The sequence below is a fragment of the Pseudomonas sp. WAC2 genome (assembly GCF_030403525.1).
GTDB lineage: Bacteria > Pseudomonadota > Gammaproteobacteria > Pseudomonadales > Pseudomonadaceae > Chryseomonas > Chryseomonas luteola.
The window spans coordinates 813,244-826,701 of sequence record NZ_JAUEPD010000001.1 but is presented as its reverse complement, the minus strand read 5'-3'; the positions used below and the strand labels follow the sequence as shown (position 1 = coordinate 826,701).

The window sequence follows — 13,458 nt, the reverse complement described above, 5'->3', positions numbered from 1 at the left end:
AACTAGCAGGGCAAAAAAAGATGGTGTAAGCGAAGTGCTTACACCATCTACGTTGAGCGCTATCGGGCGTCAGTTGGGTATTTCAGCTAGCACTTAGTTCGCTTTGGTGCTGCTCAATGGGCCACGTAAAATAACTCAAAAGCTCATTGTTTTGCTTTCCGGTACAACTTGGTAGAACTTAATGCCTGGCGGCATAGGCTTGTTGCTGGGGGTTCTGGGCGCTTGCCAGACCCCTTATCGAGTTATTCTGCATTATACATTGATTCATCTTGAAGCTCGGCTCGATATGCCGAGGTCGACTTAGTGCAGAGCTCTAAATTAAGAGCTTTCCTTAGATTTCCTGGCTCGGCTTAGTAGTCATCCGAACACTCCACATCCGAGTAGGACGACAAGTAGTACCGGCCAGAAACGCAGCATGAGTAGCAATAGCGCTACAGCAACCGCACTACTGGCCAGCACGCCGATGAATACAAACAATAAGATCACGAAGCGCAACAGATTCATGAAGCGTTCTCTTTATAGTCGGCTCCGTTCAGACAGGTGCACTAGGCGGCCTGGAATTTGTGGTGTCATAAAGCGAGCTTCCATGGGCAGCGAACCTTCAGGTGGCTCGCTACCGGAATAAGGGATATTGGAACCGATGCCCCGTTTGTGTACCTCAAGCCACTCTTCGTAGGGCCGTTCCGTGGTGCTGATAAGGCGCAGGGCTGAGCGTGGTTTGCGGGTGTTGCGCTTCAATGATGTGGTTTTCATGATGTCACCGTGAGGACATAAAAAGCCTGATCAGCGCGAAGCTGACCGGGCGATAAAATTGAGAGATAAGGGCTTAGGCGGCAAGCTGTAGAGCCGCATCCAAAGCACGTTGCTTGATCTGCGCGCCCTGGCCGAACCAGGCCGAGTCCAGCCGGTACTCAGTGCTACGCGCACGACGTTCGTGATCAACATACTCTGTCACGGCATTGAGCAGGCCCCAGGCGGTACCGCTTGCCGACTCCAGCTGGCTACCTCGACCACGCCCCTCATACAGCTCCTGTACTTTGCGCAGGGCGCGCTCGTTGGGAAGCTGTTCGGGTAACTGACTGTTAGGGCCGGCTTCACACATGACGTTCATGAGGTACCCCATCGCCTCATGCCAATGCACCTTCCGATCAGCTAGGTGGCGCATGCGGTACATGAAGTCATCCCATGGCGAGACGGCGATATGCAGCTGCTCCTTCACGGCCTGGGAGTTGAACCGTGTGTTGTGTGGCACCTTTATGGCGCGGCTGTTGCCGTCCAAGGATATAGTCAGGGTGTTATTGCACACCACGCGAACGGTAGTCGGAGTTGCCGTGGTGGCTAGGGTGCCATCACAGGATGTGGCTAGTAATAAATACCCGTTAACTTGGTCATTCCCCTTGATCGACGTACCTAGTCCGGTGCGTGCCAGTGCCCAGAACTTCCGTCCACCTTTAAGTACGCCAGCTGTCTCCAGCTCGTAGCCGGAAACCTCGGTGAGATCACGGTAGAATTCCAGCACCTCTCGCGGTTGCACTGTGTGATAACGCTGCGAGACCACCGACAGCGGGGCCTTTGTGTCTGAGCGATACAATACTTTTTGCGCGGGGAAAGTGTGGATCGACCCAAGATGACCAACGGCATCCGACTTGAAGTGCACCGGACTTTCCTGAATCTGCCATTCCATGCCCGCTTCACGTTGCCAAATTTCAATAGGCTGTTTCTTGGGTAGGTTGTTGCCCAGACCGTGCCACGGGGTAGTGCCGACATAGGCCATTTTTTCGACGAGATGAGCCATGGTTGAGATTCCTTTGGGTGTAAATCGGCATAAATGCCGCGCAGAGCGCAGCACTAGCCAGGGATGATTAGGGGAGGGGAAGCTAATTAACTAGGCAGGTTGAAGCGGTGCCCACAGATAAGACAGAGATTATTTGCTAACACGTGGCGATCCAGCTTTTCGCCAAGTTGGGCGCCAATAGCGCAGCCGCCTACACAGCCGGCCAGTCCACCGAGGATTGCGGCAGAGACTGTTCCAGTAGCGAAGCCAGGCGGCCTGGTAAGAGTGCTAATTGTGGCACCTATTTGGCTGCCGGCGAGCGCGGAGCTCGCTCCTCGTGCAGCGCCGCCGATTGAGCCAATAATGGCACCGACCGTTCGGGCTGTTCTGAGGGCAGCGATTTTTCTAGCGTTACAGCAAGGGCACTGAAATGACATGGTTTTTGGATTCCATGGTGGATGTTCAGTGTAGTGATATAGGCGTGAAATGCTTTTCAATGTGGCGTGTGGAGCGAGATAAGGCACTCGTGATGTAGTGCTCGCTAGCCAAAATAAGATGGAGTTAGTTCTTATCGAATACGGGATTAGTTCCTATGGTGCAGAGTTGGTACTTTTCATCTCATTGAAGGTCCTTGAGTAAGAATTCGGCACGAATCAGCTTCGCTGATGGAGATTACTTAAACACCTTATGGCATGCCCAGTGACCAGCTCCATCAATGCGCGCCTCCTGCTTGATCAGTCAAGACAGGAGATGGTTGTAGAGTCCTGTTAAAGCCAACCAGCAGCTTTTTCAAAAAAGCCAAGCTGACTCCCTGTCCTTTCCCGCATAGAGATGGAAGGCGAGCTCGACGACAAAGTTGATGGATTGGTTCTGGTAATTGTTAGGAAATCGTGCGGCTCCCATTACTCTAATATTTTGTTCGCTGATTTCAGGCTAGATCAGGCCATGGAGTCGTAGAAAAATACTTGTCGCTATAAGCCTTTTTGTTATGGCGAGCGAGACCTAAAGTCTAGCCTCCGCTGGAAACATAACTAGAAGGCAAGTGATGAGTACACAACCTGTTCCCCACCCGAGGATTTTACGCATCAAACAATTAACCGAACGTATCGGCCTGGGCCGGTCAACGATCTACGATCGCATGGACGTCCAGTCGCCAAGGTACGACGCTACGTTTCCAAAACCGATTAAGCTGGGAGCCGCGGCCATTGGATGGATTGAGTCCGAGATTACTGCTTGGATTGAACAGCGCATCTCTGCCAAGGACGTGCGGTAGTTGAGGTGTATCCACATCTGGGAAGGCTGAAAATATCCTTGCTGTTTTGTGCTGAGTTCATACATTAACTCCGTATATCTTTTTAATGCGTCTTCTCATTGTGAAGTCTATTGCTAGTAGTTCTTTGAAAGGGATCGGTGTGCCTGAATAATTATGGTTTATATTCTATTAGTAAAATTAAATTAATAAAACCATTTGGTAAGAGTGGGGATAAATATAAAATTGGATGGGCTTACTGATTATCAAGTTAATAAGTGGTTCATCATTGATGACCGAAAGCCTGGAAATATGATGAGGTGTTTGTGAGGTGTAATGAAGGTAAGCGCTATCTAGCGCTCGTGAGTAAGATAAATATGCATGTAAAAGGAGTAGGTGAAGTAGGTGCTCTGGATCTTGGGTTGATATGTATGCTGAAGAGTATGTCATTATTAGTGGAAAAGCTTATCAAGTCGGAAGGGGATGCTTTTAAGATTTGTGTTGTAGATGAATTTGGTAATGCATGCCTGGAGATTAATGCTCCAGGCAAGATACTGCTTAAGTTACTCAAGGCCAAAATTCCTACTGACAGCCAATTCAACTCGCTTTATAAATTTGAACCGTATATTGAAATGGCGCTGGAACAAATTTTGGAGTTTGGTCTATATCGGCTCCATCTGCCGCAGCGATTAGAAGTCCCCGTAAGTAATGCTCGAGAGCTTATGAGTCACTTGAATAAGTGTGTCGATAAAATTCGCCAAGAAAGCAAGTCAAAGCAGTTTCAGTCCAAGCTCAACAGCTATCGGCGATCGAGCAATAAAAATCATAAGGAACTAACAAAATACATAGATGCGTTGTTTGAACGATATTCAAAACTTTTGGTGCTAAGGATTGATCTCTCTTATTCGAAGGAAAACTCCAAAACTACGCAGGCTGAAGCTGCACGGGATCGAGAGCATCTTTTCGAGAATGCCAGGTCGAATAAATTGTTTGCCGATATGGTGGGATGGATCTGGAAGCTCGAGCACGGTCCAGAGAAAGGATTCCACTACCATATGATGTTTTTTTTGATGGTTCTAAGGTTCGAGAGGATATAACGAGAGCTACTCTGATAGGCCGGTATTGGATTGATGTGATAACGAAAGGCCGAGGCCTGTATTACAATTGCAATGCGGTCAAGTTTGTCTATAAGAGCTGTGGAATTGGCATGGTCGATCATGCAGATACCCAGCTACGCGAGGGCTTGCGGAACGCGGTGTTTTACCTTACTAAGACAGACCTTTACATGAAGCTTCAAAATGAAGGACGTGGTATGGGAAAAATGAATCGACCGCGCCCGAAAGATTCGCGAGGGAGATCAAGAGCTGTGCTCTCTACTGGATAGTCATTATGCGATAAGTTCTAACTTTCTCTAATACTTATAGGGTTTTGGTTATAGATGCCAGATTGAATTAGTATTTTACACCTAATTATGTTGGTTTAGGATCGTTTGCTGTTGAGCCAAGCATTATTAACGAGCGCATCCTTAGGTATCCAGTTTTTTTCTAAAAGGACTCGGATGTTTGAGCTTTTTATGCCGCCAATTCGATTGGTGTCAATGAAGTTCCCTAATGGCTCATCTAAGGCTGAAACTGCGCTCGCTAGTGTTGGCCAGCCACCCTCTGGTTTTAATTTATCTAGCAGTCTTGCCGCCTCTTGTTTGGCTGGGAGGAAATTTCTAATTCGTCCTTTACCATTCTCGCTGTTTTGTTTGGCACGCCTGTTAGCTTCTACCTCTTTCTGGATGACTGCTGATTCTTCTATGATTCCACCAGTGATTAGGCTAGCCTCGTTATTAAAGGCCCACGCCCGCTCGCAGTCTTTATTATTTTCAGCTGCTTTAGCTAATTCAAGATATAGACACGCATATCTCACATGCCTGAACAGTATAGCGATTTCTTCATCGAGCCCATTGATTCCCTCATTAAGCTCGTAGACTTCATTTTCCCATTTTTCTACTAGCTGAGCCTGCAGTGCAGGGTCACTTGTGACAGATCGGATGTCCTCTAATAATTTAAGATACTCTTCAAGTTCAAGTAGCGGCTCGAAGAAGTGCTCTCGGAGAATCAACTGATTTCGGGCGATGGCTGCGCCAATTGTGATATTGCCAATATGTTCGTTCATATGTGTTGCGAATTGGGCTGGCGAAAGTAGTGGAAGCTTCATTTTCTTCATTGGGAGATATGTCATGCTGTTGGGGCTGAGGAGGATGAAATATCTACTTCTGTCCGGTAAGGCAGAAATATTCTCAAGCTCAACGTTGAGGTGCTGTTGTCATGGAAGTAATAAATTTACTCCAGTCGCTCATCAAGGCGCGCCGCTTATTGAGGAAGTCGGAGCGAGAGTATGCTCCTTCAGTTTGGTTTCGCTCATCATGCGCGAGTGCCATCTCGCACACCTCACGGGGGTAATGAGTACATTCCCCTGCCCAGTCACGAAATGAGGAGCGAAAGCCGTGTCGTGTGATGTATTCATATTCCATGTCGTGAAGGAGTGTTCGTACAGCGTTTGCATGCATGACCCCTGACTTACCCCGGCCTGGAAATAGGAAGGGGCTTTTTTCATCTCGTGGAATGCTCTGCACGAGCCTTACGACCTCTTCGGCAAGCGGGACTACAAAAGCTACTCTCATTTTCATACGTTCATCTGGCAGAGCCCAGGTGCCAGCTTTCAGATCAAACTCATCCCAGCGAGCAAATCTCACCATATGGGCGCGGGCGCTAGTCATAATCAACAACTGTGTGGCCAAGGACGCCAGCGTTGTTTTTGTATTTAGCTTGGCCATTAGGAATGGAACGTCCTGCCACCGCAACGCTTTGAAATGCTCGCGCTTCCGAGCTTTCTTCTTTTCAGCACGACTCAGCAAGTTGTCCAGGTGCCCGCGCCAGCGAGCGGGATTTTCCCCCTCTCGCAGGTTACGTGCCTTGGCGGCATCCAGGATCTGCTCTATTTGCCCACGTACCTCGTCAGCGGTTCTGGTCTTGGTGATCCAGATGGGTTGCAACACCTTAAGCACCTCGGATGTCTTGATGTCTTCGGCTGACAGCTTGCCTATGTGGTCAAAAGCATACAGCTCCAGCTTTCGTAGCCAGCCTTTACGCCATTTCTCCGACCATGCCGCGCCGTGAGCATCACAATATTCCGCTGCGAGCGTCTCAAACTTCAATTGCTTGGCTTCGCTTGCACGCTGGGCCTCCCGGTGAGCGGCGCGCGCTATGTCTCTGGCTGCCAGGGGATCGATGCCGTCGCTGAGTTGGCTACGTTTAGCGCTGGCGTCTTGTCTGGCTTTCTTGAGACTCACTTCAGGGAAGGAACCCAAACCCATCTCTCTACGACGACCCGCCAGTTGGAAGCGAAGAAGCCAAGATTTACGCCCGGTAGGTTTGACAACCAAGCGAAGCCCGTCACCATCTTCATAGGTACCAGGTTCGGTCAGGTTTTCGACTTGTTTTGGATTTAGCTTACCCATTGGATTTCCCCTGTCCCCCCACATGTCCCCCCACTTCATCATCGGATGAAGTCAAATGGCATTGAACGCCATCGGACGTCGAAATGCCTGAAGCCCTCTGAATAGCCAGGCTATCAGGTTATATTTCGGACTGAATAGGTTTATTTCGGACAATAAAAAAGCCGGCTTGTGGCCGGCTTCGTGAGGTAGTAGCGACTTATTTTTGGTAAGCCGCGACTGCCTTTAAGATCTCCGCACGGGCTTCTTCAGCATTGCCCCAGCGTTCAACTTTTACCCACTTGCCTTTTTCAAGATCCTTGTAGTTCTCGAAGAAGTGCTTGATCTGCTCCAACAGCAGAGCCGGCAAGTCGGTATATTCCTTTACATCATGGTACAGCACAGACAGTTTGTCATGCGGAACGGCAACTAATTTTGCATCGCCACCGGCTTCGTCGGTCATGTGCAGTACGCCAACCGGACGTGCGCGAATGACGGCGCCTGGTGTAACCGGGTAAGGCGTTACGACGAGCACGTCGAGGGGATCGCCATCATCAGCCAGCGTGTTGGGGATATAGCCATAGTTGGCCGGATAGAACATCGGGGTCGCCATGAACCGGTCGACAAACAGAGTATCGCTGTCCTTGTCGATTTCGTATTTGATGGGTGCATGGTTAGCCGGGATTTCAATCGCGACGTAGATGTCGTTCGGCACGTCTTTGCCGGCCGGAATCTTGCTATAGCTCATAGAGCGACTCACCTTTGTTGGTAGGCCAAATTGATGTGGTTTGGAGTATAGGCATATTTGACCCGCGATTCGAGCCTTGGGGTGGGATAAGGTTCAAAGCAGGAACTTTGTAACGGTAACGGACCCGAAAAAAGAGGCCTGCCTGTTAGAGGGCGGGGCAGCTTTCTTCTGAATCGGAGACAACATCGGCATGTTCCAATGGATCAATGAGGCGACAGCCATCAACCTGGCGCTTGCACTTGTCATTACTATCATCAGCTATGGCGTCATTCGCCGGCTCGTTACAGCCGTTACCAGTCGCGTTGTAAATTGGTCCTCCCGGGCAAACAGCGGTTGGGCACATTACGTAGGCGAGATCATTGGTCGAACCAGTCGCTTGCTGATTCTGCTCATGGCTATTCAGATCGGACTGTATGTCATTGATCTGAGCCCAAGCTGGGAGGCACGCGTCAGCCATATCTGGTTCCTGGTCCTGGCTCTACAGTTCGGGCTGTGGGTCGATGGCGCAATTCTGCTGTGGGCACGTTCGGCACTGCAGAACAGGAATGGCCATCAGCGCAGCCAGCTCACCATGACCATGATTTCGCTGATGGTCCGGGTAGCCTTGTGGACGGTGGTTCTGCTTGCAGTACTCTCCAACCTGGGTGTCGATATCACGGCGTTCGTCGCCAGCCTGGGAATTGGTGGTATTGCCGTCGCGCTGGCCGTTCAGAATGTGCTGAGTGACCTGTTTGCCTCGCTGTCCATTGGTATCGACAAGCCTTTCGAGCAGGGTGATTTCGTCGTATTTGGCGATATTGCCGGCTCCATTGAATACATCGGTCTCAAGACCACGCGGATTCGCAGCCTTAGCGGTGAACAGGTGGTTTGCTCCAACACGAAGCTGCTGCAGCAGACGATCCATAACTATAAGCGGATGTCCGAGCGGCGGGTGCTGTTCCAGTTCGATATCAGTTACCGCACACCTGCCGATCAAGTGGGTGAAATTGCTCCACTCGTAAAGCAGATTGTCACGTCATTGGATAACACCCGTTTCGATCGTGCGCATCTGCTGGCACTGGAAAGTAGCGCCTTGAAATTCGAGGTGGTGTATTACGTGTTGAGCGCGGACTACAACCAGTACATGGATATTCAACAGAACATCAATCTGGCACTGCTCAAGGAGCTGGACCAGCGTGGCATCAAGTTCGGTATGCCTGTTCGGTCACTGGAGTTTCTGGAGGAGGTTCCCTTGGCCTATCAGGGTTCGCCGGACGCTCCTCGTGGAGGTGACTCGGCTGCGGGAATTGAAATCCGCTGAGCCAATGCCTGTAGCCGCGTCAGTGGATCCTGACGGAAAAACTGACGTAGCTGCATATAAACATCCGGGTATGCCTGATCGAGTACATCGGGTGCGGTAAAGAAGTATTCACAGCAGACGGCAAAGAACTCAGCAGGATGCTCGCTGGCATAGGGATCGATCAGTGTTTCCTTATGGGTATCAATCTGTCGGTTGAGGTCATCGTAAGCAGCCTGCATGACCTCAGCCCAGCGAGGAAGCGACATGTCCCGGTGCAGTGGGGGCAGGCCATTGGCATCGCCGTTGAGCATGTCGAGCTTATGCGCCAATTCATGAATGACCAAGTTGTAACCCGTCCAGTCGCCGCTCTCCTGAACACCCGACCACGCCAGAATCACTGGACCTTGTAGCCAAGCCTCACCGCTATGGCTTTCGCTTTCCTCATGTTCGATTCCGCTATCGTCACGGTAGCGTTGTGGGCTGACAAAATCCGAGGGGTAGAGGATCAGCTCGTGGAAGTTGCCATACCAGTCTTCCTCGGGCAGGTATAGCAAGGGCAATTGGGCCTGGGTAGCCAGGGCCAGGCGGTCAATGTCAGCAAGCGCAATGTCACCCAGTAGCGTCAGGCGTTTATGTGCCAGGAAAAGGATGCTGCGCTGTTGGAGCCGATGATCAGATTCAGGCGGGAGTCCGTCGAGAATAGGCAGGCGGGAATGAATTTCATCCCAGAGCGCTGGCGGGATAACGGTCCGTTTAAGGACGCGTCGATCCCGCCAGGCGCGCAGGGACCACATGCGTTAGCCGATTTCGCTACGGCTGGGGCTCGGACGCAGACGACGGCTGACCATGCTGATGATCATGGGCAGCAGCGAGATGGCAATGATGGCGATAACCAGCATGGACAAGTGCTGCTTGATGAACGGCACATTGCCAAAGAAGTAACCCAGGGTAACCAGACCGCCTACCCAGAGGAACGTGCCCAGGACGCTGAAGCCCAGAAAACGGAAATAGTGCATGCGACCGATGCCCGCCACGAATGGCGCGAACGTTCGGATGATGGGCAGGAATCGCGCTAGGGTAATGGTCTTGCCGCCATGCAGGGCATAGAACGCCTGGGTACGCTCCAGATAGTCGCGACGGAATATCTTGGAGTTTGGTCGCGAGAAAAGCTTTTCACCCAGGGTTCGGCCAATGACATAGTTGGTGCTGTCACCGGCAACGGCCGCGAAGGCAAGAAGGCTACCCAGAAGCCAGGGGTCCATGCCGCCTGTGGCGCAAATGGCACCAGCAATGAACAGCAGCGAGTCACCGGGCAGGAAGGGGGTGACTACCAAACCTGTTTCGCAAAAAATGACCAGGAACAGGATGAAATAGATCCATGACCCGTAGTTGCTGACCAGCATTTCCAGGTAAACGTCGAGGTGGAGGATCAGATCGATCGGGTTAAAGTCCATGTACAGCCTATCTATGGCAGCGGGTCGAAGCTCCATTATAGGGCGAAGGCTCTAGGTCGCGAGTAGCCATTAGGGTAAACGGTAGGGTGGGATTTGCGATCTACCGCACGGATATCTGCTTTCCTCTCTTTCAAGGCTGGAGCTCGACTGGGATCAGATGGAATTTCGTGATTCACGAGGCGGATGAACACATAGAGTCCTGACGGCGCTGTGCTAACCTTCGGCTCGTTTTCAATGGGGCTGCCAGGGCCTCGCTTGTCAGGGGTTATTCATGCATATCCACATTCTCGGCATCTGCGGGACGTTCATGGGCTCTCTGGCCGTGCTGGCCAAGGAGTTGGGTCATCGAGTGACCGGTTCCGATGCCAATGTCTATCCGCCCATGAGTACGCAGCTGGAGGCACAGGGTATCGAGCTGATGCAGGGATACGAGCCTGCCCACCTTGAACCGGCGCCGGATCTGGTCGTGATCGGCAACGCACTCTCCCGGGGTAATCCGGCTGTGGAGCATGTCCTGAACAAGGGGTTGCCCTATGTATCCGGACCGCAATGGCTGTCAGATCATGTATTGCAGGGACGCTGGGTTCTGGCTGTAGCGGGTACCCACGGCAAGACCACCACCACGAGCATGCTGGCCTGGGTGCTAGAGCATGCAGGCATGAGCCCGGGCTTCTTGATTGGCGGTGTACCCCAAAATTTTGGGATATCCGCCCGGCTGGGCGGAACGCCTTTCTTTGTCGTAGAGGCTGACGAATACGATAGTGCCTTTTTCGATAAGCGCTCCAAGTTCGTCCATTATCGACCGCGCACCGCTATCCTAAATAACCTCGAGTTCGATCATGCCGATATTTTTCCCGATCTAGCAGCGATCGAGCGGCAGTTTCATCATCTGGTGCGTACGATTCCAGGTCAAGGGCTCATCATTCATCCAACCGCTGAAAAAGCGCTGTCTCATGTCCTGACGATGGGGTGCTGGACACCGGTTCAGACGACAGGAGAGGGCGGGCAGTGGCAGGCCCGCTTGCTCCATGAGGACGGCTCGCGGTTTGAGGTAATCTTCGATGGGAAGACACAGGGAACGGTTGAGTGGAGTCTGACCGGCCAGCATAACGTGGCCAATGCCCTGGCCACCTTGGCCGCTGCGCGGCATGTAGGCGTCGTGCCGCCTCAAGGGATCGAGGCGTTGAATGCATTCAAGAGCGTCAAGCGCCGAATGGAAACGGTTGCCAAAATCAACGGCGTCACGATCTATGATGACTTCGCCCATCATCCCACAGCCATTGCCACTACGCTTCAGGGATTGCGGGCACGTGTAGAAGAGGAATCCATCATTGCAGTCATCGAGCCACGCTCCAACTCGATGAAGTTGGGCGCCCACCGTGACGGCCTGCCGGACAGTGTTCGACAGGCCGACTCTGTTATCTGGTATGCGCCGCCGAACCTAGGGTGGGATCTGGCCGAGACAGCAGCGAATTGCCCTGTCCCGGCGGTTGTTTGCGACTCGCTGGAGGCCATTATTGAGCGCGTCAAAGAGGCGGCGAAAGGCAGGACCCATGTAGTCATCATGAGTAACGGCGGGTTTGGTGGTTTGCACGGCAAGCTGGCTGCTGCGTTGCGTGAAGGAGGCCCTGCATGAGCGGACCGGAACGTATCACCCTGGCAATGACCGGCGCCTCTGGTGCTCAATACGGATTACGGCTGCTTGACTGTCTGGTGCAGGAGGAGCGTGAGGTTCACTTCCTGATCTCCAAGGCTGCACAGCTGGTCATGGCCACTGAGACCGATGTGGCGCTACCGGCTAAACCTCAGGCCATGCAGGCGTTTTTGACGGAATACACCGGCGCTGCGCCCGGGCAGATTCGAGTCTTTGGCCAGAGCGACTGGATGGCGCCTCCGGCGTCAGGTTCCAGTGCGCCGGCAGCCATGGTGGTTTGCCCGTGTTCGACCGGTACGCTGTCCGCCATTGCAACAGGTGCCTGCAATAACCTGATCGAGCGCGCTGCCGATGTGGCCATCAAGGAGCGGCGCACCTTGGTTCTAGTGCCTAGGGAATCACCGTTCTCCAGTATTCATCTGGAAAATATGCTCAAGCTGTCCAACCTGGGCGCGACGATTCTTCCGGCTGCGCCAGGGTTCTATCACCAGCCGCAAACGGTGGATGATCTGATCGACTTTGTCGTGGCCCGGATTCTTAATACATTGAGTATTCCCCAAGACATGCTGCCCCGGTGGGGCGAGCATCATCTGGTGAGCGATGAGTAAGTTGCTCTGTGCGTGCCTGGTGCTTGTGCTGAGTGGCTGCGCCAGCGTCAGTACGCTCAACGCCAGCAAGCCGGGCGCTCCGATCGTTTACTCGGGAACCCGGCTGGACTGGTATGCCATTCAAGGGGGCTGCTGTCCAACGGAGCGCTTTGGCGTAGAGGCTCCCGCCTATCCAGGGTTCGATCTGCCGGGCAGTCTGCTAGTGGACACGGTGTTATTCCCCCTTGCCCTGGCAAAGGTGTTGGGTATCGGGCTGAACGTTCGCGGAGGCAGTTGAGCTATCCCAGGCATTGGCGAAGGCGGCTTCACTTCGTTATAGTCGGTCGGGTCTTCAGGGCGGGGTGAGATTCCCCACCGGCGGTAAACCACGTGGTGGCAAGCCCGCGAGCGCTCCGATACGTCGGAGGTCAGCAGACCTGGTGTGATTCCAGGGCCGACGGTCATAGTCCGGATGAAAGAAGATGCGTTTGTCTGCCTATGCCGCTTGGCATAAGTAGCGTCTGCGCTTTTTGCCCTGAAACGTTCACTCACCCAACGAGGACGTTTCATGCCTATGCTCGACCCGCAACGCCATTCCCGCCTGCATGCTGCTGTAGCAGCCTACCGTGAGGGGCGTCCAGTGCTTCTGCTGGATGATGCCGACCGCGAAAACGAAGCTGATCTGGTAGCCGCTGCCGAAAACCTCACTTTGAGCACGATGGTAAAGATGATCCGGGATGGCAGCGGTATTGTCTGCCTGTGTCTGGATGATGCCAGTGTGCGGTGCCTGGACCTGCCACCCATGGTCAAAAATAACCAGGCACGTCATGGAACAGGGTTTACAGTTTCCATCGAGGCGGCGGAAGGTGTGACTACCGGTGTTTCGGCTGCTGATCGGATGATCACTATTCGGGCCGCGCTGGACTCCTGCGAAGGTCGGAGCCGAATCGTCAGCCCGGGGCATATCTTTCCCTTGCGCGCGCGTGAAGGTGGGGTGCTGACTCGGCGCGGTCATACCGAGGGCTCGGTGGAGCTGGCCATGCTGGCAGGGCTACGTCCGGCGGCTGTATTGTGCGAGCTGATGAACCCCGATGGCAGCATGGCGCGTGGCGCCGACGTTGAGCACTATGCGCAGCAGCACGGGATACCGGTGCTGACCATTGAGGAGATCGTGCGTTACCGTGAGGAGGAAGCACTATTGGCATCCCAGTCGGTCAGCGTCGTCTGAT

The 13,458-nt window shown here is 52.9% G+C and carries 15 protein-coding genes, 1 pseudogene and 1 riboswitch; of the genes and pseudogenes, 7 read left to right on the top strand and 9 right to left on the bottom strand.

Translation table 11 applies throughout. The annotated features are described in order from the left end of the window. Positions 1–357 precede the first annotated feature (357 nt). The 4 genes and pseudogenes from QWJ10_RS03770 to QWJ10_RS03755 all read right to left on the bottom strand — a co-directional run bounded on the left by QWJ10_RS03770 (position 358) and on the right by QWJ10_RS03755 (position 2,211). Complete coding sequence (locus QWJ10_RS03770) at positions 358–504, bottom strand: hypothetical protein (protein WP_289924433.1); 147 nt, start codon at positions 502–504, stop codon at positions 358–360. 126 nt (positions 505–630) lie between these two features. Continuing rightward, positions 631–753 (bottom strand): annotated as a pseudogene (locus QWJ10_RS03765) (alkaline phosphatase); the annotation flags it as partial. 73 nt (positions 754–826) lie between these two features. Beyond that, on the bottom strand, positions 827–1,795 hold the full coding sequence (locus QWJ10_RS03760) for a DUF932 domain-containing protein (RefSeq protein ID WP_289924430.1): 969 nt from the start codon (positions 1,793–1,795) through the stop codon (positions 827–829). Between the two features lie 86 nt (positions 1,796–1,881). Then, entirely contained in the window at positions 1,882–2,211 is a 330-nt protein-coding gene (locus tag QWJ10_RS03755) for a hypothetical protein (RefSeq protein ID WP_289924428.1), read from the bottom strand. 608 nt (positions 2,212–2,819) lie between these two features. Between QWJ10_RS03755 and QWJ10_RS03750 the strand changes: the two genes are divergently transcribed. Both QWJ10_RS03750 and QWJ10_RS03745 read left to right on the top strand, forming a co-directional pair. Next, positions 2,820–3,047 carry an AlpA family transcriptional regulator gene (locus QWJ10_RS03750; RefSeq protein WP_289924426.1) on the top strand — a complete coding sequence of 76 codons (228 nt, stop codon included), beginning with the start codon at positions 2,820–2,822 and terminating at the stop codon, positions 3,045–3,047. A gap of 353 nt (positions 3,048–3,400) precedes the next feature. Then, the gene (locus QWJ10_RS03745; RefSeq protein WP_289924424.1) at positions 3,401–4,120 is read left to right on the top strand and encodes an inovirus-type Gp2 protein; all 720 of its coding nucleotides are present in this window, start codon (positions 3,401–3,403) and stop codon (positions 4,118–4,120) included. 382 nt (positions 4,121–4,502) lie between these two features. On the opposite strand, the gene QWJ10_RS03740 is transcribed toward QWJ10_RS03745, so the two are convergent. The 3 genes from QWJ10_RS03740 to ppa form a co-directional block, all read right to left on the bottom strand. After that, entirely contained in the window at positions 4,503–5,186 is a 684-nt protein-coding gene (locus QWJ10_RS03740; RefSeq protein WP_289924423.1) for a hypothetical protein, read from the bottom strand. Positions 5,187–5,316: 130 nt separating this feature from the next. Continuing rightward, positions 5,317–6,531 carry an integrase arm-type DNA-binding domain-containing protein gene (locus tag QWJ10_RS03735; RefSeq protein ID WP_289924421.1) on the bottom strand — a complete coding sequence of 405 codons (1,215 nt, stop codon included), beginning with the start codon at positions 6,529–6,531 and terminating at the stop codon, positions 5,317–5,319. Between the two features lie 196 nt (positions 6,532–6,727). Next, positions 6,728–7,255 (bottom strand): inorganic diphosphatase, encoded by a 528-nt coding sequence (gene ppa, locus QWJ10_RS03730; protein WP_010796890.1) that lies wholly within the window; start codon positions 7,253–7,255, stop codon positions 6,728–6,730. A gap of 190 nt (positions 7,256–7,445) precedes the next feature. Here ppa and QWJ10_RS03725 point away from each other — a divergent pair, with 190 nt between their 5' ends. After that, on the top strand, positions 7,446–8,555 hold the full coding sequence (locus QWJ10_RS03725) for a mechanosensitive ion channel family protein (RefSeq protein WP_289924419.1): 1,110 nt from the start codon (positions 7,446–7,448) through the stop codon (positions 8,553–8,555). On the opposite strand, the gene QWJ10_RS03720 is transcribed toward QWJ10_RS03725, so the two are convergent. Together QWJ10_RS03720 and QWJ10_RS03715 are read right to left on the bottom strand one after the other, a co-directional pair. Continuing rightward, positions 8,495–9,328: a M90 family metallopeptidase gene (locus QWJ10_RS03720; RefSeq protein ID WP_289924417.1), complete on the bottom strand. Its 834-nt coding sequence runs from the start codon at positions 9,326–9,328 to the stop codon at positions 8,495–8,497. The genes QWJ10_RS03725 and QWJ10_RS03720 overlap by 61 nt on opposite strands. A gap of 3 nt (positions 9,329–9,331) precedes the next feature. Beyond that, complete coding sequence (locus tag QWJ10_RS03715; protein ID WP_125887340.1) at positions 9,332–9,988, bottom strand: DedA family protein; 657 nt, start codon at positions 9,986–9,988, stop codon at positions 9,332–9,334. 271 nt (positions 9,989–10,259) lie between these two features. Here QWJ10_RS03715 and mpl point away from each other — a divergent pair, with 271 nt between their 5' ends. From mpl to ribB, 4 genes are all read left to right on the top strand, one after another. After that, positions 10,260–11,624, top strand: a complete 1,365-nt coding sequence (mpl, locus tag QWJ10_RS03710; RefSeq protein WP_289924410.1) for a UDP-N-acetylmuramate:L-alanyl-gamma-D-glutamyl-meso-diaminopimelate ligase — start codon at positions 10,260–10,262, stop codon at positions 11,622–11,624. Then, a complete protein-coding gene (ubiX, locus tag QWJ10_RS03705; protein WP_010796895.1) occupies positions 11,621–12,250 on the top strand; it encodes a flavin prenyltransferase UbiX in 630 nt (209 codons plus the stop codon). The genes mpl and ubiX overlap by 4 nt, the downstream gene beginning before the upstream one ends. Continuing rightward, on the top strand, positions 12,243–12,527 hold the full coding sequence (locus QWJ10_RS03700) for a YceK/YidQ family lipoprotein (RefSeq protein ID WP_289924404.1): 285 nt from the start codon (positions 12,243–12,245) through the stop codon (positions 12,525–12,527). The genes ubiX and QWJ10_RS03700 overlap by 8 nt, the downstream gene beginning before the upstream one ends. Before the next feature lie 46 nt (positions 12,528–12,573). Beyond that, positions 12,574–12,717, top strand: a riboswitch (FMN riboswitch). A gap of 86 nt (positions 12,718–12,803) precedes the next feature. Further along, positions 12,804–13,457, top strand: coding sequence for a 3,4-dihydroxy-2-butanone-4-phosphate synthase (ribB, locus tag QWJ10_RS03695; protein ID WP_289924543.1), 654 nt, complete (start codon positions 12,804–12,806; stop codon positions 13,455–13,457). Position 13,458: the final 1 nt, after the last annotated feature.

Bases quoted from the DNA above. Each gene is read 5' to 3' on its own strand.
- QWJ10_RS03770 (WP_289924433.1), bottom strand. From the start codon at position 504: ATGAATCTGTTGCGCTTCGTGATCTTATTGTTTGTATTCATCGGCGTG.
- QWJ10_RS03760 (WP_289924430.1), bottom strand. From the start codon at position 1,795: ATGGCTCATCTCGTCGAAAAAATGGCCTATGTCGGCACTACCCCGTGG.
- QWJ10_RS03755 (WP_289924428.1), bottom strand. From the start codon at position 2,211: ATGTCATTTCAGTGCCCTTGCTGTAACGCTAGAAAAATCGCTGCCCTC.
- QWJ10_RS03750 (WP_289924426.1), top strand. From the start codon at position 2,820: ATGAGTACACAACCTGTTCCCCACCCGAGGATTTTACGCATCAAACAA.
- QWJ10_RS03745 (WP_289924424.1), top strand. From the start codon at position 3,401: ATGCATGTAAAAGGAGTAGGTGAAGTAGGTGCTCTGGATCTTGGGTTG.
- QWJ10_RS03740 (WP_289924423.1), bottom strand. From the start codon at position 5,186: ATGAACGAACATATTGGCAATATCACAATTGGCGCAGCCATCGCCCGA.
- QWJ10_RS03735 (WP_289924421.1), bottom strand. From the start codon at position 6,531: ATGGGTAAGCTAAATCCAAAACAAGTCGAAAACCTGACCGAACCTGGT.
- ppa (WP_010796890.1), bottom strand. From the start codon at position 7,255: ATGAGCTATAGCAAGATTCCGGCCGGCAAAGACGTGCCGAACGACATC.
- QWJ10_RS03725 (WP_289924419.1), top strand. From the start codon at position 7,446: ATGTTCCAATGGATCAATGAGGCGACAGCCATCAACCTGGCGCTTGCA.
- QWJ10_RS03720 (WP_289924417.1), bottom strand. From the start codon at position 9,328: ATGTGGTCCCTGCGCGCCTGGCGGGATCGACGCGTCCTTAAACGGACC.
- QWJ10_RS03715 (WP_125887340.1), bottom strand. From the start codon at position 9,988: ATGGACTTTAACCCGATCGATCTGATCCTCCACCTCGACGTTTACCTG.
- mpl (WP_289924410.1), top strand. From the start codon at position 10,260: ATGCATATCCACATTCTCGGCATCTGCGGGACGTTCATGGGCTCTCTG.
- ubiX (WP_010796895.1), top strand. From the start codon at position 11,621: ATGAGCGGACCGGAACGTATCACCCTGGCAATGACCGGCGCCTCTGGT.
- QWJ10_RS03700 (WP_289924404.1), top strand. From the start codon at position 12,243: ATGAGTAAGTTGCTCTGTGCGTGCCTGGTGCTTGTGCTGAGTGGCTGC.
- ribB (WP_289924543.1), top strand. From the start codon at position 12,804: ATGCTCGACCCGCAACGCCATTCCCGCCTGCATGCTGCTGTAGCAGCC.